This window comes from Streptomyces sp. BV286, from assembly GCF_019090165.1.
Lineage (GTDB): Bacteria > Actinomycetota > Actinomycetes > Streptomycetales > Streptomycetaceae > Streptomyces.
This window is the reverse complement of the sequence record NZ_JAHRIB010000174.1, coordinates 26,640-52,477: the sequence shown is the minus strand read 5'-3', so window position 1 is coordinate 52,477 and position 25,838 is coordinate 26,640. Positions and strand designations below refer to the sequence as shown.

21 protein-coding genes are annotated in these 25,838 nt (G+C 68.5%); 12 read left to right on the top strand and 9 right to left on the bottom strand.

Translation table 11 applies throughout. The annotated features are described in order from the left end of the window. Positions 1-77: 77 nt before the first annotated feature. On the top strand, positions 78-740 hold the full coding sequence (locus tag KUF83_RS32050) for a response regulator transcription factor (protein WP_217458509.1): 663 nt from the start codon (positions 78-80) through the stop codon (positions 738-740). 101 nt (positions 741-841) lie between these two features. On the opposite strand, the gene KUF83_RS32045 is transcribed toward KUF83_RS32050, so the two are convergent. Next, a complete protein-coding gene (locus KUF83_RS32045; protein ID WP_217458508.1) occupies positions 842-1,696 on the bottom strand; it encodes an alpha/beta fold hydrolase in 855 nt (284 codons plus the stop codon). 737 nt (positions 1,697-2,433) lie between these two features. Here KUF83_RS32045 and KUF83_RS32040 point away from each other — a divergent pair. The 3 genes from KUF83_RS32040 to KUF83_RS42880 all read left to right on the top strand — a co-directional run bounded on the left by KUF83_RS32040 (position 2,434) and on the right by KUF83_RS42880 (position 6,212). Next, positions 2,434-3,168: a GntR family transcriptional regulator gene (locus KUF83_RS32040; protein WP_217458507.1), complete on the top strand. Its 735-nt coding sequence runs from the start codon at positions 2,434-2,436 to the stop codon at positions 3,166-3,168. A 117-nt stretch (positions 3,169-3,285) separates the two neighbouring features. Beyond that, positions 3,286-4,941 carry a cytosine permease gene (locus tag KUF83_RS32035; RefSeq protein ID WP_217458506.1) on the top strand — a complete coding sequence of 552 codons (1,656 nt, stop codon included), beginning with the start codon at positions 3,286-3,288 and terminating at the stop codon, positions 4,939-4,941. Between the two features lie 740 nt (positions 4,942-5,681). After that, positions 5,682-6,212 carry an ANTAR domain-containing protein gene (locus tag KUF83_RS42880; protein ID WP_308403223.1) on the top strand — a complete coding sequence of 177 codons (531 nt, stop codon included), beginning with the start codon at positions 5,682-5,684 and terminating at the stop codon, positions 6,210-6,212. Positions 6,213-6,635: 423 nt separating this feature from the next. Here KUF83_RS42880 and KUF83_RS32025 read toward each other — a convergent pair whose 3' ends face one another. Next, complete coding sequence (locus KUF83_RS32025) at positions 6,636-7,205, bottom strand: TetR/AcrR family transcriptional regulator (protein ID WP_217458505.1); 570 nt, start codon at positions 7,203-7,205, stop codon at positions 6,636-6,638. Positions 7,206-7,787: 582 nt separating this feature from the next. On the opposite strand from KUF83_RS32025, the gene KUF83_RS32020 reads away from it, so the two are divergent. Continuing rightward, positions 7,788-8,486 carry an SDR family oxidoreductase gene (locus KUF83_RS32020; protein ID WP_217458504.1) on the top strand — a complete coding sequence of 233 codons (699 nt, stop codon included), beginning with the start codon at positions 7,788-7,790 and terminating at the stop codon, positions 8,484-8,486. Between the two features lie 106 nt (positions 8,487-8,592). Continuing rightward, positions 8,593-9,471: an alpha/beta fold hydrolase gene (locus KUF83_RS32015; protein WP_217458503.1), complete on the top strand. Its 879-nt coding sequence runs from the start codon at positions 8,593-8,595 to the stop codon at positions 9,469-9,471. A gap of 312 nt (positions 9,472-9,783) precedes the next feature. Here the strand turns inward: KUF83_RS32015 and KUF83_RS32010 are convergent, their stop codons facing one another. Further along, entirely contained in the window at positions 9,784-10,866 is a 1,083-nt protein-coding gene (locus KUF83_RS32010; protein WP_217458502.1) for an epoxide hydrolase family protein, read from the bottom strand. A gap of 140 nt (positions 10,867-11,006) precedes the next feature. On the opposite strand from KUF83_RS32010, the gene KUF83_RS32005 reads away from it, so the two are divergent. Further along, the gene (locus tag KUF83_RS32005) at positions 11,007-11,489 is read left to right on the top strand and encodes a MarR family winged helix-turn-helix transcriptional regulator (RefSeq protein ID WP_254644681.1); all 483 of its coding nucleotides are present in this window, start codon (positions 11,007-11,009) and stop codon (positions 11,487-11,489) included. A gap of 153 nt (positions 11,490-11,642) precedes the next feature. Then, the gene (locus KUF83_RS32000) at positions 11,643-12,317 is read left to right on the top strand and encodes a 2-phosphosulfolactate phosphatase (protein ID WP_217458501.1); all 675 of its coding nucleotides are present in this window, start codon (positions 11,643-11,645) and stop codon (positions 12,315-12,317) included. Between the two features lie 162 nt (positions 12,318-12,479). On the opposite strand, the gene KUF83_RS31995 is transcribed toward KUF83_RS32000, so the two are convergent. Together KUF83_RS31995 and KUF83_RS31990 are read right to left on the bottom strand one after the other, a co-directional pair. Then, a complete protein-coding gene (locus KUF83_RS31995; RefSeq protein WP_217458500.1) occupies positions 12,480-14,936 on the bottom strand; it encodes an FtsX-like permease family protein in 2,457 nt (818 codons plus the stop codon). Continuing rightward, positions 14,930-15,667, bottom strand: a complete 738-nt coding sequence (locus KUF83_RS31990) for an ABC transporter ATP-binding protein (RefSeq protein WP_217458499.1) — start codon at positions 15,665-15,667, stop codon at positions 14,930-14,932. The genes KUF83_RS31995 and KUF83_RS31990 overlap by 7 nt, the downstream gene beginning before the upstream one ends. A gap of 199 nt (positions 15,668-15,866) precedes the next feature. Here KUF83_RS31990 and KUF83_RS31985 point away from each other — a divergent pair, with 199 nt between their 5' ends. From KUF83_RS31985 to KUF83_RS31970, 4 genes are all read left to right on the top strand, one after another. Then, positions 15,867-17,135 (top strand): sensor histidine kinase, encoded by a 1,269-nt coding sequence (locus KUF83_RS31985; protein WP_217458598.1) that lies wholly within the window; start codon positions 15,867-15,869, stop codon positions 17,133-17,135. Beyond that, a complete protein-coding gene (locus KUF83_RS31980) occupies positions 17,135-17,767 on the top strand; it encodes a response regulator transcription factor (RefSeq protein ID WP_217458498.1) in 633 nt (210 codons plus the stop codon). The genes KUF83_RS31985 and KUF83_RS31980 overlap by 1 nt, the downstream gene beginning before the upstream one ends. Positions 17,768-17,976: 209 nt before the next feature. Then, the gene (locus KUF83_RS31975) at positions 17,977-18,864 is read left to right on the top strand and encodes a bile acid:sodium symporter family protein (protein WP_217458497.1); all 888 of its coding nucleotides are present in this window, start codon (positions 17,977-17,979) and stop codon (positions 18,862-18,864) included. Positions 18,865-18,983: 119 nt separating this feature from the next. Continuing rightward, the gene (locus KUF83_RS31970; protein ID WP_217458496.1) at positions 18,984-19,964 is read left to right on the top strand and encodes a hypothetical protein; all 981 of its coding nucleotides are present in this window, start codon (positions 18,984-18,986) and stop codon (positions 19,962-19,964) included. Positions 19,965-20,147: 183 nt separating this feature from the next. On the opposite strand, the gene KUF83_RS42875 is transcribed toward KUF83_RS31970, so the two are convergent. From KUF83_RS42875 to KUF83_RS31950, 4 genes are all read right to left on the bottom strand, one after another. After that, on the bottom strand, positions 20,148-21,989 hold the full coding sequence (locus KUF83_RS42875; protein WP_308403222.1) for a PE-PGRS family protein: 1,842 nt from the start codon (positions 21,987-21,989) through the stop codon (positions 20,148-20,150). Between the two features lie 151 nt (positions 21,990-22,140). Continuing rightward, positions 22,141-22,773, bottom strand: a complete 633-nt coding sequence (locus KUF83_RS31960) for a DedA family protein (RefSeq protein ID WP_254644679.1) — start codon at positions 22,771-22,773, stop codon at positions 22,141-22,143. Between the two features lie 166 nt (positions 22,774-22,939). After that, positions 22,940-24,046: an FAD-dependent monooxygenase gene (locus tag KUF83_RS31955; protein WP_217458494.1), complete on the bottom strand. Its 1,107-nt coding sequence runs from the start codon at positions 24,044-24,046 to the stop codon at positions 22,940-22,942. Between the two features lie 720 nt (positions 24,047-24,766). Further along, the gene (locus KUF83_RS31950) at positions 24,767-25,768 is read right to left on the bottom strand and encodes a hypothetical protein (RefSeq protein ID WP_254644678.1); all 1,002 of its coding nucleotides are present in this window, start codon (positions 25,766-25,768) and stop codon (positions 24,767-24,769) included. Positions 25,769-25,838 lie beyond the last annotated feature (70 nt).

Here is a 25,838-nt window from a genome sequence, read left to right as displayed (position 1 = left end):
GACGCATCCCACCGGATCAGGGCATGATGGCCGGGCCCGACCGTCCCCATCCCGACCGATACCGCCCAGGAGGCCGCGTGATCCGGGTCCTCGTCGCCGACGACGAGCCGCTCATCCGGGCCGGCATCAGGATGATCCTCACCTCGGCCGACGACATCGACGTGGTCGCCGAGGCGAGTGACGGCCGCGAGGCGGTGGACACCGCCCGCAGCACCGCCGTCGACGTGGCCCTGCTGGACATCCAGATGCCGGTGATGGACGGCCTGACGGCCCTGGCCGAACTGCGCCGGACCTCACCCGACGTACGAGGACTCATTCTCACCACGTTCGGCGAGCGGGAGAACGTGCTGCGCGCGCTCGGCCACGGCGGCGCGGGTTTCCTCCTCAAGGACTCCGCACCCGACGAGCTGATCAACGCGGTGCGGGCGGCGGCAGCGGGCAACGCCTACCTCTCACCGGCCGCCACCCGGCACGTCGTGGACGCCCTCGCCTCCCCCGGTGCCACCGCACGCGCAGAGGAGGCCAGGCACCGCCTCGAAGGGCTCACCGCACGGGAGCGCGATGTGCTCGCCCTGCTCGGAGAAGGCCTGTCCAACGCGGACGCGGGCCGAAGGCTGCACATGAGCGAGGCCACGGTGAAGACGTACGTGAGCCGGATCCTCACCAAGCTCGGGTGCGACAACCGGGTCCAGGCGGCCCTGCTCGCTCACGACGCCGGCCTGAACCCGGACGGGGTGTGATCGGACCTGCTCGCATTCGGCAGGTCTCTGCCTGCGGTGCCTGCGGTGAGGTGGACGAGTGACTGCCTGCGGTCCCTCGACCGTAGGCAGTCACGGGAGCGTCAGCGTGCTGCGAGGCTTGCGAGCAGCTCGGCCGCGGGCTTCGGGTGGACGAGCCAGCGCAAGTGGCTCCCCTCGAGTGTCCGGACGTCGAAGGGGTTGTCAGGGGTGAGCGCGTTGGCTTCGCGAATCATGCGGTCCTGCGCGGCGGGCGGAATGCTGGCATCGGCGGCCAGGCGCACATAGGTCTTGGGAATTCGGCCCCAGGTCGTGGCCTGTGCCCGGTCGGCCGAGGTACCGACATCCAGGTTCTCGTCGGGCTGGAAGGTGTTCAGGAAGGTCCGGAACTCGTCATCGGTGAGGTCGGCGGCGAACGCTCGCTTGAACGCGGCGAGCGACGCCGGGTCGGCGGTGCGGAAGTTGGTCCGGAGCAGACCGAGTTCGGCCGGGTTCCCGACGAGCGTGGCAGCAAAGGCTCCCGCGTCGACGTCCGCCATTTCCGGCTGGGCGTAGTACCCGGCCACGTCCAGATCGACGGGGCACCAGGCGGAGACGTAGGCGATCCGGTCGATCAGCTCGGGCCGGGCGTTGGCGACGGCGGTGGTCGTGATGCCGCCCCTGCTGTGGGCGACGAGGATGGTGGGCCCGTTCCGCTTGGCCCGTTCGAGGACTTCGATCACGCGGACGGCGTTGTCTGCGAGCGTGACTCCCTTGATGCCCCCCGGTTCTGCAGCGAGGGCGTCGAGGTCCTGGGGAGCCTGGTAGGTCGCGGGGAAGGTCGCCTCGAATCCGTGCCCCGGAAGATCGACCGCGACCGAGCGGTGGCCCAGCAGGGCGAGCTCGGCCTGCAGCGGTGCGAACGAGAACGAATTCGCGAAGGCTCCGTGGACCAGGACGAATGTCGGAAGATTCTGCATGCCTCAGCCTCCAACAGAACGATCTTCATCACAAGATCAAGGAGCACGGAACTTGCACACGAACGACCGGCACAAGGCCGCACTTGCCCGCGGAGCCGGCCTGCCTCCTCGTCGCAGAGCCAGGCGGCAGGACGGGCCCGAACAAATTGAACGGGCCCGCCAGGAGGAGAGGAGAGAGCCACCCTGTCCGACCGGACACCGGTTCACCGGTTCACCGGTCGAACCCGGTACCGACACGCACCGGCGCCGCCCGCGCTCCGTGACCGACGCAGGGTGAGGGGCCCGAGACACGTTCTCACCCTGGCCGATCAGGCTCCTGGGCATGGACGTCGGCGAGCCAGGACGAGGATCGCCATGTCGACCACGTCCAGAAGGGCACGGAAGGAGTGCAGCAGTAGGAGAGAATGAGGTCATGGCGATATGCAAGAAGTGCGGTGCGCGCAAGCGCCGTTGGCCCCTTTCCTGCTCCCGGTGCAGTTCCGCTTCGAACCGGACGGACGCTGCGGCCGACGTAGCTGACATTGCTCTGGCGGGAGGGCTGTTCAACTGGATCTGGCGAGGAGTCATGGCAGTTGTACGGCTGGTGCTGCGGGCGCTCAACTGACGGGACCGTGCAGCCCAGCTCGCCGTCCAGATGATCAACGAGGATCTGCCGACCGCCCGGTGAGATCCAGGAAACGAGCCGTTCACCACGCGAGAGGCTCCCAGGAAACAAGCGGTTTCTAGCGTGTCCGCTCATGGATTCGGAGCTGTATACGCAGCCGGACACAGTCGCCGTACGGGAGTCGCCGCCTGCGCCCTCCCTGCGCGATGCGGTCTACGCCAGGCTCCGCGCATCCGTACTCGACGGCACGTTCGGCCCGCGCGAGCGGCTGGCCGAAATGCGGCTGGCCGGTCAGTTCGGGGTGTCGCGAACCCCGGTGCGTGAGGCGTTGGCGCGTCTGGCCTCCGACGGTCTCATCGAGCGGGGCGCCGACGGCTATTTCGTCACGATCCCCAACCTGACCCAACTGAGCGACTTCTACGAGCTCCGGATCACCCTGGAACTGCGCGGAATAGCGCGCGCGATCGAGGACTCAGCCCTACGCCACGATCCGGCGATCCTCCACGCAGAGCTGGACCGCTGGTACGCGATGCGTGAGCACCCGCCGACACCGGACCCGCGTTTCGTCGTCCAGGACGAGACGTTCCACGCCGAGCTCTCCCGCGCTTCCGGCAACCCTGCCCTCACCGACTCCCTCGTGACGGTCAGTGAGCGCATACGCCGCGTGCGGATGTACGACTTCCTCACCCAGGACCGGGTCGAGACGACCATCACCGAGCACATCCAGATCATGGAACTGGTCCGCGACGGCCGCCTCGACGAGGCCTACCGAGCCCTGCACGCCCACGTCGGCGACTCGATGGACGTAGTCATGGAACGCGCCCGCCGCGCCATGACCCAGATGGCCCTGCATGCCGAACGCCTCTGAGACCCCGGTGATCCCCACCCGGCCCTTCGACTGCCCGGCCGGGCGCCGACCGGGGGTGCCCAACCGCTCACCGTTCCCACACCCACACGCAGCACCCCCCACCCCGAAGGGCTGACCATGAGCGCCACCGAGTCACGTCTGACACCCCCAGAAGCGAACTCCCCGACGAGCCAGGCGACGAAAGAGACGCTGGAGGACTACACCCTCCGCTTCGCGCCCCGCAGTTACCGCCGCTGGACCCCCATGGTCGTGGCGACGACCGCACTCGGCGGCATCGCCTACATGGCCGACTTCTCCATCGGCGCCGGCATCGGCCTGGCTCACGGCACCGGCAACGCTCTCGTAGCGATCGCCGTCGCCGCGGTGGTCATCTTCGTCACCGGATTCCCGCTCGCCTACTACGGCGCCCGCTACAACATCGACCTCGATCTGATCACCCGCGGCTCCGGCTTCGGCTACTACGGCTCGGTACTCACCAGCGTCATCTTCGCCAGCTTCACCTTCATCTTCTTCGCCCTAGAGGGCTCGATCATGGCCCAGGGCCTCAAAATCGGCCTCGGCCTGCCGCTCTGGCTCGGCTACGCCGTCTCCACACTCATGGTCATCCCGCTGGTCATCTACGGCATGAAGGCACTCAGCAAGCTCCAGGTGTGGACCACTCCGGTCTGGCTCGTGCTGATGGTGGCCCCGCTGGTCTACCTGATATCGACCGACCCGGGCACCGTCGACCGCTTCCTCTCCTATGCGGGCACCGACGGCGAGGGTGGCATCAACACCGCCTCCGTGCTACTCGGCGCCGGCGTCTGCCTCTCGCTCATCGCGCAGATCGGTGAGCAGATCGACTACCTGCGCTTCATGCCGCCCAAGACCGAAGCGAACAAGCGCAGTTGGTGGACAGCGGTCATCATGGCCGGCCCCGGCTGGGTGATCCTCGGTGCCCTCAAGCAGGCCATCGGTGTCTTCCTCGCCGTGTACATCCTCGCCAAGGTCGGCCCGGAGGCCGCGCCGGAGCCGATCCAGCAGTTCCGCAGCGCCTTCGACGCGATGATGCCGTCCTGGCTCGTGCTCCCGCTGGCCGTCGCGCTCGTCGTCATCAGCCAGATCAAGATCAACGTGACGAACGCGTACTCCGGCTCCCTCGCATGGACCAACTCCTTCACCCGCGTCACCCGGCACTACCCCGGCCGCATGGTCTTCGTCCTGGTCAACCTGGGCTTCGCGCTCGCTCTGATGGAAGCCGACATGTTCAGCTTCCTCAACAGCATTCTCGGCTTCTACTCGAACTGCGCGATCGCCTGGATCGTCACCGTCGCCACCGACATCGGCATCAACAAGTACCTGCTGAAGCTGTCCCCGCTCCAGCCCGAGTTCCGCCGCGGCATGCTCTACGCGGTCAACCCGGTAGGTGTCGTGGCCTTCGTCGCCGCCTCGGGGCTGTCCATCGCCATGTACTTCCACGCCCTCGGCGACACCCTCCAGCCGTACTCCCCCGTCGCCGCGGCCGTCATCGCCTTCGCGCTCACCCCGCTGATGGCCATCGTCACCAAGGGCAAGTACTACCTGCGCCGCACCGACGACGGCATCGACGAGCCCCTGCTCGACACGGACGGCAACCCCAGCGCCACGACGTACGACTGCCACGTCTGCCACCAGGCGTACGAGCGCCCCGACCTGGCCGCCTGCCAGACCCACGACGCACACGTCTGCTCTCTCTGCCTGAGCACGGACAAGGTCGGCGACCACGTGCTGCCTGCACAACCGTCTGCAGCCTGACCCCACCGACCGGGCGGCGAGGGACATCTGGCGTTCTCTCGCCGCCCGCCCACGCCCCTCGGCCACGCCGACGGCGCGCGGCTGACACCGGACGAGAACCCGCAGCGCGCGGGAGACACGGCACGCCCCGTCTCAGACAGCCCGAATCGGTCTACGAAACGGCGGGCACAGCAGTCACGGGCGCGCATATTCCACCTTGGCCGGGCTGGAACGTGCCCTATGACGCTTCGACGAGTACGCATTAGTATTCCTGAACTGAAAGACTGGTTACCCGTCCGGAAGAGCGGCGGTCCGGCTGTCCTCGCTGCCTCACCGGCACCGAGGATCTCAGTCGGCCGGAGCCCGCCTCCCGCAGCGAACGGTCCGCGGGCTCCGGCTGTGTCCTCGCGGCCGGTTTCGAGTGGGGCGAACTCCCGCACGCCCCAGGCCGCAAGGACGACCCCGCGCGGGTGCTTGCGTCACCGTCGACGCGAGCACTCGTGCACGGCGGTCGTCGCCCGTCACCGACAGAGGGCGGCGGCCGCCCCATCAACTCTTGCAGCCCCGGCCCGTTTACGCCCCATTCCCTCTCGGCCGATCCGCCGTACTTTCTCTCCGCTTGCGTGTCATACACACCAGACACCACCCCGGCACGGCAGGAATCCGTCGCAGCACCACAGTTCTCGGCAACGGCATGCACGTGCGACGGGAGCGGCACGGCGCACCTCGGAGCCGACATCACTCTTCTCGCATCCCGGCCGATGCAGCACCTTTCCAGCCATGCCATGGCCTCAACCTTGCCCTCGGCAGCGCGCGTGGCATATGCGCGAGGAATTTCTGGCAGCATCCCGGTGACAGTGATCTCGCCTCTCGCCGGCGATGTGCCGGGCGATTGCGGGAACGCGGAGACGGAGCCCCGTCAGGTGACGGGAGGTCAACATGAGGAGGCGATGGTGGCAGTGGATGCGACTCCTGGTGCCGATGGTGTGCAGCAGGAAGGCGTAGAGGAGCAAGTGGAGGAACTGAGGGATGAGAACGCGCAGCTTCAGGAAGCGGTCCACTCGCATGCCGTGGTGGACCAGGCGATCGGCGTGATGATCGCGGTGGGGCAGCTGACGCCGTTCCAGGGCTGGGAGGTCCTCAGGGAGGTCTCTCAGCGGACGAACATCAAACTGCGCAATGTCGCGGAACTCGTGGTCGAGTGGCCCAGGACCGGGGAACTGAGTGCCGGCATCCGTGCGGAGCTGGAGCAGCAGCTCGACCGTGCGCGATCCTCTCGCCCACCGGAATGAACTGCTGCTAGCCCGCGTTCGGGACCGCCTTGGGCGGCGAAAGAGGCAGACCAGAAAGACGGTTGGACACCGTCCGTCGGTTCGAGGCGCGAATCAAGACCGGTCCGTGCCGTGGGGCCGAATCGTGTGCTTGCAGGCACGGGAGCTCGCCTCCGACAGGCGGACAGTCGTCCGCCAGGATGGCCGAGCCCAGGAGGACGACGAGTTCCAGCCCGAGCCCCGCAAGCCTCTCGAACGCATCTGCGAGTGAGCCGCGCGAGGGCGATCTTGGCATCCACCGGACCGGCGGGGCTCCAGCGTGGGCCGTGGCGGCTGGCGGGCAGTTCCCCGGCCCGCAAGCCGCCGGCTGCGCAGGCGGTGGCCTCGGTTGATCGCCTGGTGAGCAGCAGAGGGGGGCACGACCCCGTCCTGACAGGCGATGCGTCAGCCCACGTGTGCTGCGTCAAGCAGCAGGGTCACAGTGGGCACAATGAGCCCCGCCAGGTTGTCGGCGCCGATCCCCGCCCGGGCGCTGGCGCCGTCGAAGACGAGGATCAGTTGCCGGGCCAGCATGTCGGGATCGCTCGCGCCGCCGTGTTCGGCCTCGGCGCGGAAGAAGGCGGTCAGGTTTTCCTTGATCCGGCGTGCCACCTGGCTCGCGGGGTGGCTCTGGTCCTTCAGCTCGACCTGAACAGCCAAGTACCGGCACCCGTGGAACTCGGGCGCACCCGCCTGCAGTTCCACCTGCTCGAAGACGTGCAGGATGCGCTCGCGTGGCGTACGACTGTCGTCCGTCGCGGGCAGGAGCGTCGCCACGAAGGAGGAGGTACGCTCCTCCAGGCTCGCCGCCAGCAGTACGTCCTTGCTCTCGAACAGCTGGTACATGGAACGCTTCGACACCCCTGCCGCCTTGCACAGCGCGTCGACACCGATGCCGACGCCGACTTGATAGGTGAGCGTGGCCGCTGCGTCCAGCAACCGCTCTCGGGCATTTGACTTGGCCTCGGTGGTCATATGGCGAGGTTAACTCGAATTCGACCAAATGGAAACCGATCGGTTTACAGACGGTGGGCCCATTCGGTGAGCGTGCCACCAAGGAGCCGTTCGACTCAAAGGTGCCGGCCGCGCCGCCCGCGACGGACGCGCCCGCGAAACCGCTCAGCCCGGTCACGAAGCCGATACGTGGGCCGAAAAGGTCATCGAGTCGGCCGCCGAACAGCAGCTGACTACCGAATGCCAGGGCGCGGCCCGTGAGGACCCACTGCCGGTCGCCGCACGCAAGCCGAGGTTGCGTGGCGCCGCGAGCGGCGCGATGTTCATGTCGGTGACATCGAGAGCCGACCATGAGCTGCGCCACGCCCAGCGCTACAAGGACCCGCGAGCGACCGCCCACCGAACGCCGACGCCGCCTTGCCGCGTGATCGACCGTTCGCCGGCTTCGGGCGCGAAGGACCGTACGGGCGCGCAGATCCACACCCGAACCCCAGGCCTGCAAAACGGCTGAACCCGGAAGATGCCCACGCCTCGAGCTTGCGCACGGAAACCGATCGGTTTACAGTCTGAGAAACCGATCGGTTTCTCTTCGTGGAGGCAAGCATGACCGCACTCAAAGGCGCCCGCGTCCTGGTCACCGGCGGGAGCCGTGGCATAGGCAAGGCCTTGGTGGAGGAGCTCTACGCTCGCGGCGCCGACAAGGTCTACGCCACCGCCCGCGACCCGCGCAGCGTGACCCATCCCGACGCCGTCCCCGTAGCACTGGAGGTCACCGACCCGGCTTCCGTGGCAGCGGCGGCCGCCGAGGCGGGAGACGTAACCGTGCTGATCAACAACGCCGGCGCCTCGGTCGGCGCGTCGTTCCTCGAGTCCCCCATCGACGACGTACGCCGTGAGTTCGAGACCAACTTCTACGGTCCGTTGCTGGTCGCCCGGGCCTTCGTGCCGGTCATCGAGAGCAATGGCGGCGGCCACATCCTCAACGTGCACTCCGTACTGTCTTGGCTGGCTCTCGGCGGCTCCTACAGCGCGTCCAAGGCCGCGCTGTGGTCGCAGACCAACTCCCTGCGCCTGGAACTGCAGCCGCGCGGCATCACCGTCACCGGACTGCACGTGGGATACGTCGACACGGACCTGGCGGCCGGCGTCGACGCACCCAAGTCCGACCCTCGTCACGTCGCCGAGCAGGCCCTCGACGGCATCGAAGCGGGAGCGTTCGAGGTGCTCGCCGACGACATCTCACGGCAGGTCAAGGCAGGCCTGGCCGGGGACCTGGCAGGCCTGTACGCGCAGCTCACGTAGCAGGCACGAACCCGGAGAAGAGGGCGCACCACCAGCCCTCGTCCGCCTGCCGGACCGCACCCGAGTCACCCATCCGCAGTACCCACCCATGCAAGGAGTCAGCGAGATGCCCAACCAGGAGACCCGTCCCACGATGCACGTTGCCGGGACCACCAGTCACACGATCGCGGCGCGCGCAGGACGACGCAATCACGAGGGAGCCCTGCGCTACCTCAGAGCAGGCACCGGTGCTCCCCTGGTCCTGCTGCACACCGTGCGCACGCAGGCCGAGCACTTCCGCTCCCTCATCCCGTTGATCTCGGATCAGTACACCGTGTACGCCCTCGATCTGCCGGGGATGGGCTACTCCGAGATCGTGCCCGGTGCGTCCTACGACGAACCGGCGATGCGGGCGGGTGTCGAGCGGCTCCTGACCGAACTCGACCTCCACGACGTGACGCTGGTCGGGGAGTCCATGGGAGCGGTGCTCGCCCTGACCGCCGCGGCCGATCTGCCCGAGCGGGTGCGGCGCGTCGTCGCGGTGAACACGTACGACTTCCCCGGCGGGATCGCCCGGTCCAGTCTTCTCGCCCGTGTGGTGGTCGGCGGTGTTCTCACTCCGGGGGTGGGCCCGGTGGTCGCGGGGGTGGAGCCCAAGCCCGTCGTCCGCAGGATCCTGCAGGGCGGGGTGGTCGACAAGACCGCGCTGCGGGAGGACTACCTCGACGAACTCCTCCTGGTGGGCGGCCGCCCCGGCTACCCGGCCGTCGCCAGGGCCGTGTACCAGAACATGCCCAGCCTCATCGCCGCCCGCTCGCGCTATCCCGAGGTCAAGGCTCCCGTCCACCTCGTCTACGGGGAGAAGGACTGGTCCCGGACCTCGGACCGGGAAGCCAACAAGAGGCTCCTCCCCTCCGCCGACTTCACGCAGGTACCGGAGGCAGGCCACTTCATCGCCCTGGAACGGCCCGACGTCCTGGCCGACCTGCTCCTCGCGGAAGTGTGATCGACCGGGTATCGCGAAAGGTGCATGCGGGCCGCACCGCGGTGCTGGGAGCAGGAAGATTCCTTCCCATGGTCGGTTCCGGCGGCCAGACGGACCCTTGGGGTGTCGCTGCGCGCAGGAGCGTCGTTCGTCGGAGGAGAAACGCAACCAAGAAGCGCAAGATCGGCCGATTCCACGGAGCGCAGTATGCAGTGCGCGGCGTGGTGTGGTGTGGTGTGGCTGGTGACGCGGACAGGTCTCGGCGGGCAGCGCTGAGCGCGGGCCCTGTGGGAGCTCGCGGCTCGGCGGTGCCTCCTGGCAGGTCGGGTAGCCCTACTTGGTGCGGGCCAGGAAGAAGCCCCGGACGTCTTCGGCGAGTAGCTCCGGCACCTCCATCGCGGCGAAGTGGCCGCCGCGCTCGAACTCCGACCAGTGCCTGATGTCGTAGAGCCGCTCGGCCAGTGGTCGCACCGATTGCGTGATGTCGTGGGCGAAGACCGCCACGCCGACCGGTACCGGGCACGGCTCGATCCGCCGCGGAGCATCGTGGTGCAGCCGTGCCGAGGAAGCCGCGGTGGCGGTCAGCCAGTACAGCGAGATGTCGGTGAGCATCCGTTCGTCGCTGACCGGTGAGCGAGGGTCCGTCCACTGGGCGAAGCGCTCGGCGATCCAGGCCAGCTGGCCTACCGGCGAGTCGGTCAGCGCGTAGCCGATGGTCTGTGGGGTGGCGGCCTGAAGAGCCTGGTACGGCGGACGGTTGACCATCAGCTGCCGGACTTTGTCGAGTCGTGCTTCGTCCTTCTCGGACAGTTCGATGTCGGCGTCCGGAACCGGCCGGGTCGGCAGGTAGTTGACGTGCACGCCGACGACCTGCTCGGGTGCCGCCGCGCCGAGCGCCAAGGAGATGCCCGAGCCGAAGTCGCCACCCTGCGCTCCGTAGCGGTCGTAGCCGAGACGGCGCATCAGCTCAGCCCAGGCGCCCGCGACCCTGACCATGTCCCAGCCGCGTTCGTGGGTAGGACCGGAGAAGCCGTATCCCGGTATGGACGGAATCACCAGGTGGAAGTCGCGTGACAGCGGATCGATCACGTCGAGGAACTCCAGGAACGAGCCGGGCCAGCCGTGGGTGAGGATCAGTGCGAGTGCGTCCGGCTTCGACGAGCGGACGTGCACGAAGTGGATGTTCTGGCCGTCGATCTCGGTGGTGAAGTGCGGAAGCTCGTTGAGCTTCTCCTCGTGCTCGCGCCAGTCGTAGCCGGTTCGCCAGTATTCGGCGAGTTCCCTGAGGCGCGCCAGCGGAAAGCCGTAGTCCCATCCCGCGTCGGCGACCTCGTTGGGCCAACGGGTGCGGGCCAGCCGCTCGGTCAGGTCGTCGAGGTGGGCCTGGGGGACGTCGATGCGGAACGGCTTGATCATGGTCTCGACTCCAGGGGTTGCATTCGGCGTGCAGCGTCGGGCAGGCAGCACTTGACGCACCAGATCGTTAGTCGCACTAACGCTTCTCTGGCTGGCGAGCGTAGTTTGTTAGTGGGACTAACGCAACGTACGATCGCGGCATGAGCGACAGCACCCCCGACATGACGGATCCGAGCGGTCGGCAGGACACTGCGGCGCGGCTCCGGAATCTGACGACCCGCCTCCTGTCGCTGGCCGCGATCCATTCGGATCGCCTGGTCAACGAGGAGTTGGCGCGCGCGGACGCCCGCAAATGGCATTACGCGGTGCTCGCCACGCTCGACGAGTTCGGACCCGCCAGCCAGGCCGGCCTGAGCCGCCGCACAGGCATCTACCGCGGCGACATGGTCACGGTGATCAACGAGCTGGCCGATCGCGGACTGGTGGAACGCTCACCGAACCCTGCCGATCGCCGACAGAACGTCATCACCGTCACCGAGCAGGGGCATCGGCAACTACTGACGCTGGACAAGATCCTCAGCCAGGTCCAGGACCAGACGCTTGCGCCACTGACCACACCGGAACGCGAGCAGTTGGCCCGGCTCCTCACTGCCCTTGTGGATCATCACGGCCAGAGCATGTGAACAAGCCGCGCAGGCGTGTCGACCACAGGGCGACTCCGGCCCACTCGATGGTCGAGCGCCTCCCATGAGGAGCCTGGCTCAGCAGCTCCCGAGTCGCCGACAGATCGTCAACGTCCCTTGTGAACCGCTTCGTCGGGCTGCGACCATCCCGACATGGACTCCCGAACAGTCGGAATACCCGAGGTCGACGGCACCGAACAGGTGGCCGTCGTGATCGATGTGATGCGGGCGTTCACCACCGCCGCGTGGGCTTTCCACCGCGGGGCAGAAAAGATCGTTCTCGCCGCTGACGCAGACGAGGCACTGGCCATCAAGGCGTCCCACCCGGGATGGCTTGCACTCAAGGACGGGGCGCCGGTCAGCGGGTTCGACCTGGTCAACTCCCCCGGCCTGATCCGGGAGACCGACTTGGCCGACCGCACCGTGATCCAGAAGACCACCGCGGGAACGGTCGGGGCTCTGGCTGTGGTCGAGGCGGAAGTGGCACTGTGCGCCAGCTTTGTCGTGGCCGACGCGACGGCCCGGGCCCTGGCGGACGCCGGCGCGGGCCAGGTGACGTTCGTGGCCACCGGCGATGACGGCCGCGCCGCCGAGGATCTGGCCTGCGCCCAGTACCTGGACCGGCTCCTGGCCGGGGATCGTCCCGACCCCGGCCCGTATCTGCACCGCGCCCGCGCCTCCCAGGCAGCAGACGACCTTCGCCTCGAGCGACGCCGCGGTGCTCACCCCGCCGATGTGGACTTGTGCTTGGAAGTGGACCGCTTCGACTTCGCCATGAAGGTCGGACTCGAGGCAGGAATGGCAGTGCTGCGGCCACTCCGGAACTGACTTCGAGACCAGCGACGACCCGGCGGCCGGAATGCCACGAAGCCCCCGGCCCGGCGACAGAAGGCAGGTCGATCAGAAGCCGGGCCGCGGCGTCCGAGGGCCCCGTCCTGCCAGTGCCCGGCAGGACGGCGACGCCTGTCCGTCCCTTCAGGACTCATGAGGTCACTCGCGTACCCCCGCCAGTTCCACTGCGCTGCGGCGCAGGGAGAGGCCTGCCGCAACGACCGCCGAGGTCACCGCGAGCACCGCGCAGGCGCCTGTGGCGGCCGCGAGCGTCGTCCACGGGATCTCGACGGACGTCCGCACCGAGAGCAGGCCCAGCGCGCTCCACATCCCCAGCAGGTTGAGCCCGGCGACCAGCGCTCCCAGCAGTCCGCCCACCACGACCACCATCAGCGCCTCGGCGCCCACCAGCCGCAGCACCTGCCACCTGGTGGCGCCGGCCAACTGCAGCACAGCCAGCTCGCGGACCCGGTCGGAGGTCGCCATGACCGTCGTGTTGACCAGTGAGATGCCGGTGTAGAGGAGGGCGATCCCCAGTACCAGGAAAAGGCCCATCCGGGTCGTCCGGTTGGTCTCGGGGTACGTCGCCCGCACCCACGCGTCCCTGGTGAACACCTCACCGCCCGACTCCCGCACCGCCTGATGCAGACCGGCGGCCACCGCAGCGGAGTCGGCCCCGGGCAGAAGGCGTACGTCAACCCGGTCGACAGGCGCCGCAAGCGCGTTGCGAGGGGTGACGTAGACCCCGTTGCCGCCCGTGCCGACAGTCATGACCGCGGCGATCTTCAGAGATCGCTTCGTGCCGTCGCCGAGCCACACGTCCACTCGCTCGCCCACGGTGCGCTTCTGCCACTCCTCGTTGACGATGATCGAGTCGTCGTCCAGATCGCCCACCTTCCCCGCGGCGAGCGGGAGACGGGTCGTAGCCGCCAGCAGTCGCGGCTCGACGGCCCTGGCGTCGGACCTGATGAGTGCCACGCCGTCCTCCAGGGTGTACACGGCGCTCGGCGAACTCGCCGAGTTCTCGGCACCGGGCACGGCCCGAAGCCGTTGCAGCGTCGTCTTGTCGAAACCGGTGTCGTCCGCCGCAGTGACCACGAAGGATGCGGCCGTCCGTTCGCGCGTCTCGGTGGCCTTCGCCTGGTTGAGGGTCTCGGTGGCGCCCAGCAGGGAGCCCGCCAGCGCGACCGTGACCAGCACGGGCGCCGCGACGGCGGCGGTGCGGCGCACCCCGGCGGCGGCGTTCTCCCGCACCAGCATCCCGCCGGCGCCCGGCAGTTGCGCCGCGGGCCAGGCGAGGCCCCGGGCCACCGGCCGTACCAGTACCGGCGCGAGCAGGGCGACCGCGGTGATCAACAGCATCGGCCGGCTCACATAGGTCTTGCGTTGCAACAGATCTCCCGGGTTCGTCACCAGGGCAAGGACCAGCGTGACCACTGCGGTCATCAGCAGGGTCGCGCCGAACAGCCAACGGCCCCGGGTCATCGCCCGGATGTCCACGGACGCCTCGCGCAGTGCCTCGGTGGGGCCGGTGCGCCCCGCCCGCCACGACGCGGCCAGTACGCCGCACAAGGCCACGAACAGCCCGGTCCAGAACGCCATGTGGTAGGGCCAGACGTAGTCGCCGATGGTGAACCAGTGGGGCGCGAGGCTCTCCTCGACCGCCCACTCGGCGAGCTTCGGAGCGGCGTACGAACCGAGCCCGCAGCCGGCTGCCGATGCGAACACGCCGACCCCGAGCGCCTCGTGGACGACCATGCGACGGATCTGCCCGGGGGTCGCTCCGGCGGTGCGCAGCAGTCCGAACTCGCGGCGCCGCTGAGCCACCGCGAACGCGAAGGTCGAGGCCACCACGAACACCGACACGAATCCGGTGACTCCGCCGGCCGTGCCGAACAGGGCGTTCATCGCGGTGAGGGCCTCGCTGTCCCGGTCGGGGTCGGCATCGGCGTACCGGCGCGCGCCCCCGGTGAGGACCTCAACGCCCTCGTTGCCGCCCGCTGTCTCGCGCACGGCCGCGACATCGGCGTCGACCACGAGCTGGAGACTGCGCGGCGACAGTTCGGCGGCACGGGTGTCGGTGTAGAACACGGCGTTCTCAAAGCCGAGCCCGGCCACACTGCCCACGACGCGCACCGTGCCGTCGCCGGTTCGTACGCGGGTCCCCGGGCGGGCCCAGTCACCGCTGATCACGACCTCGTCATCGGCCTCCGGCGCACGTCCCGCGTCAAGGTCGTACGGCGCGTAGGCCGCGGTGGACCAGGGATGGCCCACCAGATCGGTGGGCCCGCTCCCGGTCCGCACGGCGAACGACCGGTCCTCGACGACGGGCCCGAGTTCGCGCAGCTTCGCGACCACGTCGGCCGGTACGGCACGCGGCATCGCGAGTTCCTCGGTGCGTTCGCCGTTCGAGGTGGGCACCTCAAGGGTGTGCTGGCCCCTGACGACGACCGGCGCGGCGGCGAACCGCTCCGGCTTGCGGTCTGGTGCGTCCAGCGTGGATGCCAGGGCCAGCCCCGTGACGGCGATCAGGGCCACCCCCAGGGCGAGGGCGACGAAGCTGCCGACGAAGGTGACCCAGCGGCTGCGCAGGGTGCGCAACGTGGTGGTCAGCACGGCGCCTTCTCAAGGGTGGTCAGGCGGGCCGCGATGTCCTCGGCACCGGTGCCGATCAGCTCGCCGTTGACACGGCCGTCGACGAGGAAGACGACGCGATCGGCGTAGGAGGCGGCGACGGGGTCGTGGGTGACCATGATGATCGTCCGGGCGTCCCGGTCGACCATGCCGCGCAGCAGGGTCAGCACCTCTCGGCCGGTCTGCGAGTCGAGCGCGCCGGTCGGCTCGTCGCCGAACAACACGTCGGGGCGGGTGATCAGGGCACGGGCCAGGGCTACCCGCTGCTGCTGACCGCCGGACATCTCCGTCGGCCGGTGCCGCGCCCGGTCGCCGAGTCCGACCTGGTCGAGCACCTCGAGTACCTGGGCCTTCTTCGGGCGGCGGCCCGCCAGCCGCAGCGGAAGAGCCACGTTCTGTGCCGCGGTCAGCGAGGGCAGCAGGTTGAACGCCTGGAACACGAAGCCGATCCGCTGCCGGCGCAGCAGGGTCAGCCTGGTCTCGCTCAGGCCGGTCAGCTCTGTACCGCCCACGGTGACCGAGCCCGAGGTGGGCCGGTCCAGGCCCGCGGCGCACTGCAGCAGGGTCGACTTGCCGGACCCGGAAGGGCCCATCACTGCGGTGAAGGTGCCTGCCGAAAAGGCAAGCGATACCTGGTCGAGGGCGGTCACTGACGTTCCGCCCGCGCCGTAGCGCCGGGTCACGGAACGCAATCGGATCGCGTCGTTGCTCATGTGTTCCCCCACCAGTACCTGCTCCTCGGCTCGTTGGTGCCTCAACGAAACCGGAACAGCGCCTCGTGGCGCAGTACGGCCCGACCGAGACTTGGGGTAGTGCCAGGCCTACCCCCGAAGCGGTCCCTGGGCCGATGGCACCGGACCGGTGGAGCCGCTTACGGTCGTGCACATGCACCCTCGGAATGTGTGGCAGGCCATGTCCCGGCCTGGCTTCCTGCTGTCGGCCTGGCCTTGGCGCTCCGCCGCGTACCTGCTCACCGGCGCGGTGACCGGCGTCGCCACCCTGGTGGGAATCGTGACGATGACAGCCGTCAGTGGTGTGCTCGTCATCGCCTTGGTGGGGCTGCCGCTGCTCGTCCTGGTCGCCCTCAGCGGCATCCCGGTGGCCTGGGTGGAGCGGCGCAGGCTTCGCCTGGTGGACGGCACCCCGGTGTCCGGTCTGCACCGGGTGCCGACCGCGCCGGGACTGTGGGCCTGGCTGACCACCCGGCTGCGTGAACAGGGGACCTGGCGGGAGCTGGGATACACGCTGCTGTTCGCCGGACTGCTGTGGCCCGTCGACGCCTTGGCGGTCTCGGTCGCTCTGCTCCTCCCGCTGTCCGTGGTCGCCGCCCCTGTGCTGATGGCCACGGTCGGCGACGGCAACGAGGTCAAGGTGCTCAAGCAGTGGACCGTGACCACATGGCCGACCTCTGTCGGTGTCGCCGTACTGGGCTTGCTCCTGATGGCGCTGGGCGCGTACCTGCTTGGTGTCACGGCGGGTGCCCGTGCCGAGCTGACCCGGCTGCTGATCTCCTCCCGCGAGGGCGAGCTCGGCGCGAAGGTGGTCGAACTGGCGCGCTCCCGGGCCCGGTTGGTCGATGCCTTCGAGGCCGAGCGGCGGCGCATCGAGCGTGATCTGCACGACGGCGCCCAACAGCGGCTCGTGGCCCTGACGATGGCCCTGGGGCTGGCCCGCCTCGACGCCCCGCCCGGTCCGCTCTCCGACCAGCTCGCCAAGGCCCATGAGGAGGGCAGCAAGGCGCTCGTGGAGCTGCGCGAACTCATTCACGGCATCTATCCCATGGTCCTCACGGACTACGGTCTTCCTGCCGCGGTCACCGACGCCGCCGACCGCTGCGCGATCCCCGTCGACGTCGACCTCGAACTGCCGGGCCGGCCCGTCCAAGCGGTCGAGTCCGCCGCGTACTTCGTGGTCTGCGAAGCCCTGGCCAATGTCGCCAAGCACAGCGGCGCCGACCGGGCGCAGGTGAGCGGCGGTCATCGCGAGGGACGCCTGTTCCTCGAAGTACGCGACGACGGCTGCGGTGGCGCGGTCGCCTCGGCGGGCAGCGGCCTCACCGGTCTCGCCGACCGGGTGTCGGTCCTGGATGGCAGACTGGCCCTGACCAGTCCGCCAGGTGGACCGACCCTGTTGCGTGTGGAGTTTCCTTGCGAGTTGACCGCTGCCGACCGCTCCGCGTAGTGCTGGCCGAGGACAGCGTGCTGCTGCGGGAAGGGCTCATCGGCCTCCTCCACCGCTGTGGCCACGAGGTGGTGTCGGCCGTCGGGGACGCACCGGCACTGATCGCCGCTGTCGAGGAGCACAGTCCCGACATCGTGGTGACGGACGTACGCATGCCGCCGGGTTTCCAGGACGAAGGCCTGCATGCCGCGGTGCGGCTGCGCGAGAAGCGCCCCGCACTCCCGATCCTGGTCCTCAGTCAGTACGTGCAACGGTCGTACGCGGCGGAACTCCTGGATTCCGGCGACGGATCGGGCGTCGGCTACCTGCTCAAGGACCGGGTCGGCCAGGTCGAGGAGTTCGTGGAAGCACTCCACAAGGTGGCGAGCGGCGGCACGGTGGTCGATCCCGAGGTGGTGCGCCAGCTCCTGCGCCGCCGCCGCGATCCGCTGGAGCAGCTCACGCCGCGCGAGCGCGAGGTACTGGCGCTGATCGCCGAAGGAAAGTCCAACGGCGCCATCGCCAAGGAGTTGGTGGTTTCCGAAGCCGCGATCGGCAAGCACATCGGCAACATCCTCACCAAGCTGGACCTGCCACCGGCGGACGAGACCAACCGGAGGGTCCAGGCCGTCCTCACCTACCTGCGGGCCTGACTCCGGCCGGGTGCGCCCCACCGCCTACCGTGCACACGGGCTCGTGAGGCGTCATGCACCGGGCGCCCCGCCGGCGCCCCGGATCGCCTGTCACACGGCCCAGCTCAAACCTTGTATTAGATGCTGAACAGCTGCTTCACTATGGCGACCTGCGGCCATGCAGCGGCTTTGCCGGCCTTTGCCGCCCGTCATCCAGGAAGGCCTCAGGCATGAGCGATTCAGCGCTGATCACGATTGGCTTGCCCATCGCTCTCGCCATCATCATGTTCGGCCTCGGGCTGTCCCTCACGCCTGCCGACTTCAAGCGCGTCGCGCGTTCGCCCAAAGCCGTCGCCTTCGCTCTGACCGTGCAGATCGTGGTGCTCCCGCTGCTCGCTTTCGGTCTGGTCAAGATCTTCGACATGGACCCGCTGCTCGCCGTGGGCGTGATGCTGCTCGCCGCGTCCCCGGGTGGCACCACCGCCAACCTCTTCAGCCACCTGTTCCGCGGAGACGTGGCGTTCAACATCACTCTCACCGCGATCAACTCCGTGCTGGCAGCCGTCACCATCCCCCTCATCACCAACCTGGCCATCAGCCACTTCGACGCCGAGGGCGACCTCGGACTGCAATTCGGCAAGGTCTTGCAAGTCATCGCCATCGTGCTCATCCCGGTCGTGATCGGCATGCTCGTCCGGAACCGTTCCGCGGACTTCGCCGCCCGAGCGGACCGCCCGGTCCGTGTGTTCTCCATCGCCGTCCTGGTTGCGGTGTCCCTGGCCGCACTCCTGGGAGAACGGGACAACCTCGCCGACTACGTCCGCCAGGTCGGCCTGGTCACCGGCATCTTCTGCCTGGCAAGTCTCAGCATCGGCTACGGCGGTGCCAAGCTCCTTCGCCTGAATGAGGGGCAGGCCGTCGCCAGCGCCATGGAAGTGGGAATCCACAACACCACCGTGGCCCTCACCATCGCACTGAGCGTCCTGGACAACACCGAAGTGGCAGTTCCCAGTGCTGTCTACTCCGTTCTCATGTACGTACTGGCGACAGCCTTCGGCTACGCCATCACCCGGAACCGCTCGGGGAACTCCTCCACGGCGGAGCAGACCGTCGGCTGACTCCCCGAGGTTCGCGGAAACGACGGGCCTGAGGCACGCGATGCGACGCGTCTGCCCGTTCGACGCGGCTTCTCGTGGGAACGGGATACGACGGCCGCCGCAGGAAAGGTGGGGCGCGCATGCGGCACACACTGGTCTGGCTGGTGCGTCTGAGCGGGCTCGGCGCGTGGGGAGCAGCCGCCGTCGCCTGCTGGCAGTTGCTCGGGAGCGGGCCTGTGCCGCGGCCCGTTCGTGAGCCCCTGGTGTGGGGTGCCATCGCCATGGGGTGCGCTGTGGTACGGGTGGTGGCCTTGTGGGCGCTGCGAGTGCCGACAGCAGCGGCATGGTGGAGGAAGTACACCAGCGTCACGGTTCCTCTGGCCAAGGCGCCGCATGCCTGGAGCGATCCCGGCGCGCTGGCCTTCCACGACTCCGTGCTCTGGGTCAAGCTCCGTACCGCCGCCGTATGGCTGCTCGTGGCCTTCTGCGCGGGAGTCTCCTCGGCCGCGATGATGACCTCGCCCGACGGCGAGGAACGCATCGACGCGCTACGGGATGCGGGTGCCGTGGTGAGCACCGCGACCGTGGTGGCGCAGCCGGGCCAGGTGCGCAAGGAATTGAGCGACGGTGACCTGGAGGGGTACACCAGCCGCCTCGTCGTCGCCGTGCCCGGTGGCCCCGGACGGCTCGCCGTGCCGGGCGCGTTCACGTACGACAAGCCCGTCGAAGGGACTGCGGTTGACGTCTTGTGGGCGCGGTCGGACGGTTACATCGACGAGCGAAAACACCTGCCCACGCTCACGGCGGGACAGTGGGCGGCCTTCCCGGACGACGAGAACGGCGACGCCGCGCTGGCGGCGTTCGTCGTCCTTGCCGTCGTCGGGTGCGCCGTTCTGACCCCTTGCTTCACCATCGGGGCCCGTGCCGACCGCCTCCAGCGGCTGGCCTGGTCGCCGCTTCCGCAGACCATCCGGGCCGGTCTCGCGGTGGGGGTGTTCCTCGGCTGGCGGCCCCTGCTGCTGGGACGAGAGCCCGCCACTGCGGAGATGGCGTTCGCCGGGGGTGGTTTCCTGCTCGTCCTCGCCGTTTACATCGGCACGTCAATGCGCACGCTGCGGTGAGGTCGCACCCACAGTGCGTCCGCGCGACACACCGACCGACCCGAGCCGACGGACACGCCCCCGCCCCCTCGTCGTCCCACAAGCCCGAGGTCTTGGCGCCTTTCGACCCGCCCGCCCAGAGGGCCGCCCCCTGACAGCCCACCTGCCCGCGGGCGGACCCCTCGGGCAGCCGAACGCTGTTCGTCAGGCTTCCGGCCGTGCTCGTGGGCCGACCAGGCCTTGGTACAGGGCCCGCCGTTTCCGGGAGCCGTCCTCGGTCTCCGCCAGTGCGGCGTCCCACTGCTTCTTGACCTCGTCCAGGAAGGTGCGCCAGTTCCCGCTGGCGTGAGCTTTGCCCAACTCCCCCAGCTCGACGAGGCGTTCGTTCTTGCCCAGCCCGCCCGAGCCGACCTTGTCGCCCTTGTGCCCGTGCAGAACCGACTCAGGGTTGGCGGTGGCCTCGGTGGAGGTGAAGTCGTGCTGGTAACCCACCGGGCTGGGGGCGCCCGGTGCGAGGGTCTCGATGCCGATCTGCAGCGAGCCGTCCTTCTTCGTGGTCGGCCGGTGGTGGACCAGCAGCATGTGGCCGTACGACCCGTTCGGCAGCACCACGTCGCCGTTCCAGTCCTTGGAGCCGAGGCCGCCACCCGAGATGTCCTGACCCCACAGGTCGGGGCGGTCGGCACCGACGGAAACCATGTTGGTGAGCGATGCCCCGACGCCGCCCTTCTCCTTGAACGCGCCGGGCTTGCCCTCCTTGTTGGCCCCGATCGAAGTACGGTGCGTGGCGAAGCCGCGGTCGACGACATCCCCCGCGGGGGTGTTCGTACGGTCGTCCTGCGTCACGCCCAGGAACTCCGGCAGCGAGTAGGCCGGCTCGGCCGCTGAACTCAGTGCGGGGATACGGATGTTGACCCGTCCGCCGTGGGCGAGGGCGCGGATGACGTCCTTTTCGTAGTCGGCTGCGTGCGCCCCGGCCTCCGGGTCGTACAGCTTCAGCCCGTTCTGCAGGATGAGCAGCACCTTGGTGAGCATCTCGCGGGCCCGCGCGTCCTTCGCCACGAAGTCCGGTGCCGTGCTCCTGCCCTTGCCCTTGCCCTTGCCCTTGCCCGTCGTGGGGCCCGTCTCGGGGATGCCGTCCGGGTGCAGGCGCTCGGGCGCGATCCCCGCCGGATGCAGGGTGTCGATGGCCGTCTCCCGGATCTGCTCGTCGCGCTCCCGCTCCAGGTCCTGCTTCTCCTCCGGCGAAGTGCTGGGCGCCTGAGTGAGCATGAACCGGCCGAGCGTGTAGTCCGGTGAGATCGGCGTGCTCCGGCCCGCCTCCCGCACTGCCGGGTGGTTGGCGCGCACGGCCAGGGTGGCTGTGAGGACGCGCTTGCCCGCAGGAAGCGTCAGCCAGTCGTCGAACCGGCCCTTCGTGTAGGTCTCTGCCTGCTCGTAGGTGCCGATGCCTACTTTCTCGAGCCACTGTGCGTTCACCGCGGAGAGGTGTTTGATGTCGTCCAGGTCCTGGTTGTTGAAGGCCTCGCCGCGCATCACCCGCCGGTCGAGGGTCTTCCTGAGCCGGGCCGGGCCCTCGACCATCCACTGCTCGGGCCACCAGGTACCCGGTGCGAAGGGGCTCTTCTTCATCTTGCTCAGCACCGTGTGCTGTTCGATCGACTGGCACAGGCGGACGATGGCCTCCGCCCCCTTGGCCTGCTGCCCGGCCCCTTCGGCCTGCCCGGCCTGCTCGACGGCAGGGTCCTCGGTCACGGCACTCTGGTGCACCCGCTGGACGGACACCGGACCGGCGTGCGGGTGTGCGAGGTCGAGGGGCCGCGACGACTGCAGGCCTTCGTCCACCGGGGCCCGCTGCACCCGGGGCGGGTCGGCGACCCCGGCCTCCCGGCCGGCTCCGGAGGGCGACGAGGTGGCACCGTCCGCGGCCACTCGCTGCAGATGCCGTACCCACGCACTGCTCATGGCCGTGGGCGGCGGTGTCTGGCGCGGCGTGCCCGATGTCCGCCCGCCGGCCTGGCGGTGCTCCCGATCGACGGAGCGCACAGGTGGTCCTCCTTGGTCACTGGAGTGGTCTGCCTACCCGTTGTAGGCGAGGCGCTTGTCCCGGCGGAAGGGCCTGCGGGGCAGGATCCGATGTCCTCGGGGCATGGTCTCCGCCCCGCGCCCCGAGGCACTCTCGGCGCCTGAGCGGCACTCAGCGGTGTCCGGCAGCCATGTCGTCCGACGTGACAGGATTCTTGCGGCGCCGAACATATCGTGAAACCTCCACCGCGCCGGTCACGACCAACGCGAGCCCGACACCGACGGCGATGGCGAGCAGAGTGTTCTCCTGGAAGAAGACGCCACCGAGGTACCCCGACAGGGCGGTGTAGGCGCTCCATGTAGCGGTGGAAAGCGCAACGTACAACATGAACTTGCGCAGCGGATACCGCACCACCCCCGCCGTACCCGTAGCGAGATAGCGCCCGACCGGAATGAACCGAGTGGAGACGAGTACAAAACCGCCGCGTGATGCGAGTTCCCGATCGAACCAGTCGTACGCGGACCGGCGTTTTGTCCCCACTGGCAGACGCTTGACCACTCGCTCCCCCATCAACCTGCCGATGGAATAGGGAACAAGGTCGCCGAGAAAGGCACCGACCGTCGTGGCGGCGATGACGAGCATGATATTCGCCTGCCCGGTTGCACTGGCGACGCCTGCGAGGATCACGACGGGTTCACTCGGGATCAACGGGAGGAAGGAGTCGAGTAAGGAAACCGCGATGAGTACGGCGTAGAGAGCGGGTGACGCCAGTAAGGATTCTGCGAGGCCTATCCAGTCCGGCATTTACTGTCCGCCCCCTGCAATATGAGTATGGAATTTCACGGCTGATCCCCTGATTGATCGAGGTGCACCTGGGTGACGGATGGTCAGTCCCCCAGGGCTTGGTCCAGATGCGCGTTGCTGTGGCGCGCCCCGCCGCACAGTGAGCGGCTTGTCCCGCCGACTCGTGTCAGGTGGTGGGTGCCGTGGTGAGCATCCAATGGCTGAACGCGGCATAGCGTTGTGCGAACTCGGCCGCGTCACCGGCGTGTTCGATGGCTGCGGAGTGCTCACGTACCGTCTCGAAGCGGGCGCTGCGAGCGTGTTCGTAGGTCGTGAGGGCCTTTTCCAGGTCAGCCTCGGCTGACAGGCTGCTGCGCAGTACGCCGACGTCTTCGATACCGAGCGTGCCGCCGGAGGCGATGTGGGGGGACAGTCCGTGCGCGGCGTCGCCGATCAGGGCGACGCGCGCGCTGGTCCAGTGGGGCAGCTCCGGGACCAGCGTGACCTGGTTCTCCAGGATGGATTCCTCCGGCGTTTCGGCGATCATGGACAGGAGATCGTCGTTCCATCCCGCCTCGGCCAGATTCCGTGCTCGTCGCAGTGCCCGTTCACGCTTGGTTCCGGTGAGCGGTCCGGCATCGAACTGGTTGACCATCCACACGGTCCGGTCACGACCGATTCGCGCGTACCCGCCGCGGGTCCGGTCGCCGCCGACGGTGAGCACGGTGGATTCTGAGTCCTGGCTGCCGGTCGGCACGATCGCGCGCCAGGCGTAGTGCCCGGAGTGCGGGACGGCGTCGCTCCCCGGTATCAGTTGCTTGCGCACGTGTGAGTAGACGCCGTCGGCGCCGATGAGGAGGTCCGTACGGAGTGTCTCGTCATTCGCGAGGTGCACGATGACGTCGGATTCGGTCTCCGTGTATCCGGTCACGTGGGCATCGAGGCGGATTCGGTCGCGACCGACGGTGTCGGCCAACAGGTTGTTCAACTCTGCGCGCGGTACGAGAAGGAACTGGTGATCACTGTCGGTGTAACCAGGAGCGCGGACCGGATCGCCGGCCGGGTTGAAGAACCACGTGTTCTGTTCGACGCCCATGTCGCGGATCGCTGAACCGATACCGAGGTGGTCGAACTCTCTGAACGCGTTGGCCCACAGGCCGATACCGGCACCGACGGCTCGAACCTGTGGGGCCTGTTCCAGCACAATGACGTCGCGGCCGATGAGTTTGAGGGAGGCAGCGGCGGTGAGTCCTACGAGGCCACCGCCGACTATCACCGTGGTATTCGTCGACACTTGTCTACTCCTTCATGTGATGGACAGGGGGTGCCGGAGATTCCGCCCACTGGAAGGGCGTCCAAAGGCTCCCAACGACAGCTCAGTTGCCGCTTTGCCGGGGAGTACGTGTACGGCAGACAAGAACCTTCTCTGCCACCGAATTGCGGCCCCGAAGCACGTCTCGAGACTACGAGCAGACCATCGTTGACTTCAAATGCAATGTAATCAATGAGGCATTTACTCTCATGCAATTGACTCCCAGCACCTCCGCGGCGACACACTGCTCGTCGACAGCGGCACACGGAGGGGCCGTCGACCGGAGAGCTCACGAAGGCGGGTGTTCCGGCCTGCGGCCGCGCCCCGCGCGCTGCATCGAGCATGGCGGGCGAGTGACCACCGCGCCGCCTGCATGGACAGCGGTGCGCAGCCTCAAGTGCACACCTCAGAAGCGTCGTCAGCTCGCCGCCAAGCGACCTCGGCCACCTCGCTTGGGCTACGCAGACGCTGCCACGCAAGCATGACGACGAAGAAGCCCTACCTGTACCAGACCACTACGAGCCGCGGCCTGTCGGGCACGGCAACGCGGTTCCCCGGAGCTTCGTGCGACTTCCGGAACGAGAGGGGCACCGGGCCGCTGGTCACCCGGGGGCCGTCCTCTGAGGGCTGCCGCCACACATCGCGGCGAAGACCGGTGGACACGACGCTTCGACGTCCCGTCGAGCGGAGCGCCCCCACCGGTCACGCAGTCCAGAGACGGACCACGCCGTCAGCGAGCTGCAGGAACTGCCGGGCGCCCGGGTGGTGATGTGTGGGGGATATGCCGGGGACGACGCCCAGGAGCTTCCCCTCGACCGGGTCCCATTTCGACAGTCCGGCGTCGCCGCAACTGAACAGGTGGGTCCCATCGCTGAAGAAGGGCCCGGTCGGGCCCTCGAACGCAAGGAGTTCAGCGGCCATCCCGTGCTCACCGGTTCGACTCACGTCGAAGATCCGCGCCCCCTGCTGCATCACACTGCGGGTATCACCGATTCCCTCCACGGCGACCCGGACCGAGTCGATCCAGGTCATGCCGTGATCCCAGTAGTCCGCCCGGCCGCACACATCGACCCGGCTCGGGCCGTCCTCCGACTCCCACCCGTTGCTCCCGATCCATGGGGCAAGGTCCCATACGGAGGGGACACCGATCGGATGCCATACCCAGCCGTCGTCCAGGATCCGCTTGCCGTCCGGGCTGACATACAGTGCGCCATGGAAGTAGTTGAGGTGATGCTCCGGCAAGGCATCTCCGTCTGCGGACGCAGGGAATGACCGTTCGGTCAGCAGGACCCCTGACTCCGCGTCCGACACGTCCAGCCGGTTCCAGTCCGTGCGGTGGATCACGACGCAGCGTCCAAGGCTCTGCCCGAACGCCAGCGAGAACGGCACTGTCTCTTCCTCATAACCCTGGTTGTCCAGGGCCAGCGTGACCTCGCCGGTCCGCAGGTCGATCACGTCACCCAACCGACCGTAGTCGTTGACCACCGCGGCGAACATGCCGTCGTGGGAGGCATGCAGGCGCCTGCGTAGCAGACGACCGTCGTACGGTTCGTGGTCGGGTTCCGCCGGAACGGTCGTGGTCCCGACAGCCTCGTGATCACCGGTTGTCACGTCCCACCGGCTGATCGTTCCGTCCTCGCCCAGCGCCAGCCACGCCGGCCGCTCACCATCGCGCACCGGCGCCAGATCGGCGACCGCCCCCAAGCGCGGAGGCACTCCTACCTCACGCACACCGTCATGGCTACCGACCACCATTGCCCCCACCCCCGGTACC

Bases quoted from the DNA above. Each gene is read 5' to 3' on its own strand.
- KUF83_RS32005 (WP_254644681.1), top strand. From the start codon at position 11,007: ATGAGCGACAGCACCCCCGACATGACGGATCCGAGCGGTCGGCAGGAC.
- KUF83_RS32045 (WP_217458508.1), bottom strand. From the start codon at position 1,696: ATGCAGAATCTTCCGACATTCGTCCTGGTCCACGGAGCCTTCGCGAAT.
- KUF83_RS31960 (WP_254644679.1), bottom strand. From the start codon at position 22,773: ATGCCGGACTGGATAGGCCTCGCAGAATCCTTACTGGCGTCACCCGCT.
- KUF83_RS32010 (WP_217458502.1), bottom strand. From the start codon at position 10,866: ATGATCAAGCCGTTCCGCATCGACGTCCCCCAGGCCCACCTCGACGAC.
- KUF83_RS32000 (WP_217458501.1), top strand. From the start codon at position 11,643: ATGGACTCCCGAACAGTCGGAATACCCGAGGTCGACGGCACCGAACAG.
- KUF83_RS32040 (WP_217458507.1), top strand. From the start codon at position 2,434: ATGGATTCGGAGCTGTATACGCAGCCGGACACAGTCGCCGTACGGGAG.
- KUF83_RS31970 (WP_217458496.1), top strand. From the start codon at position 18,984: ATGCGGCACACACTGGTCTGGCTGGTGCGTCTGAGCGGGCTCGGCGCG.
- KUF83_RS31985 (WP_217458598.1), top strand. From the start codon at position 15,867: ATGTCCCGGCCTGGCTTCCTGCTGTCGGCCTGGCCTTGGCGCTCCGCC.
- KUF83_RS42880 (WP_308403223.1), top strand. From the start codon at position 5,682: ATGCAGCACCTTTCCAGCCATGCCATGGCCTCAACCTTGCCCTCGGCA.
- KUF83_RS32015 (WP_217458503.1), top strand. From the start codon at position 8,593: ATGCCCAACCAGGAGACCCGTCCCACGATGCACGTTGCCGGGACCACC.
- KUF83_RS32020 (WP_217458504.1), top strand. From the start codon at position 7,788: ATGACCGCACTCAAAGGCGCCCGCGTCCTGGTCACCGGCGGGAGCCGT.
- KUF83_RS32035 (WP_217458506.1), top strand. From the start codon at position 3,286: ATGAGCGCCACCGAGTCACGTCTGACACCCCCAGAAGCGAACTCCCCG.
- KUF83_RS31975 (WP_217458497.1), top strand. From the start codon at position 17,977: ATGAGCGATTCAGCGCTGATCACGATTGGCTTGCCCATCGCTCTCGCC.
- KUF83_RS31990 (WP_217458499.1), bottom strand. From the start codon at position 15,667: ATGAGCAACGACGCGATCCGATTGCGTTCCGTGACCCGGCGCTACGGC.
- KUF83_RS32025 (WP_217458505.1), bottom strand. From the start codon at position 7,205: ATGACCACCGAGGCCAAGTCAAATGCCCGAGAGCGGTTGCTGGACGCA.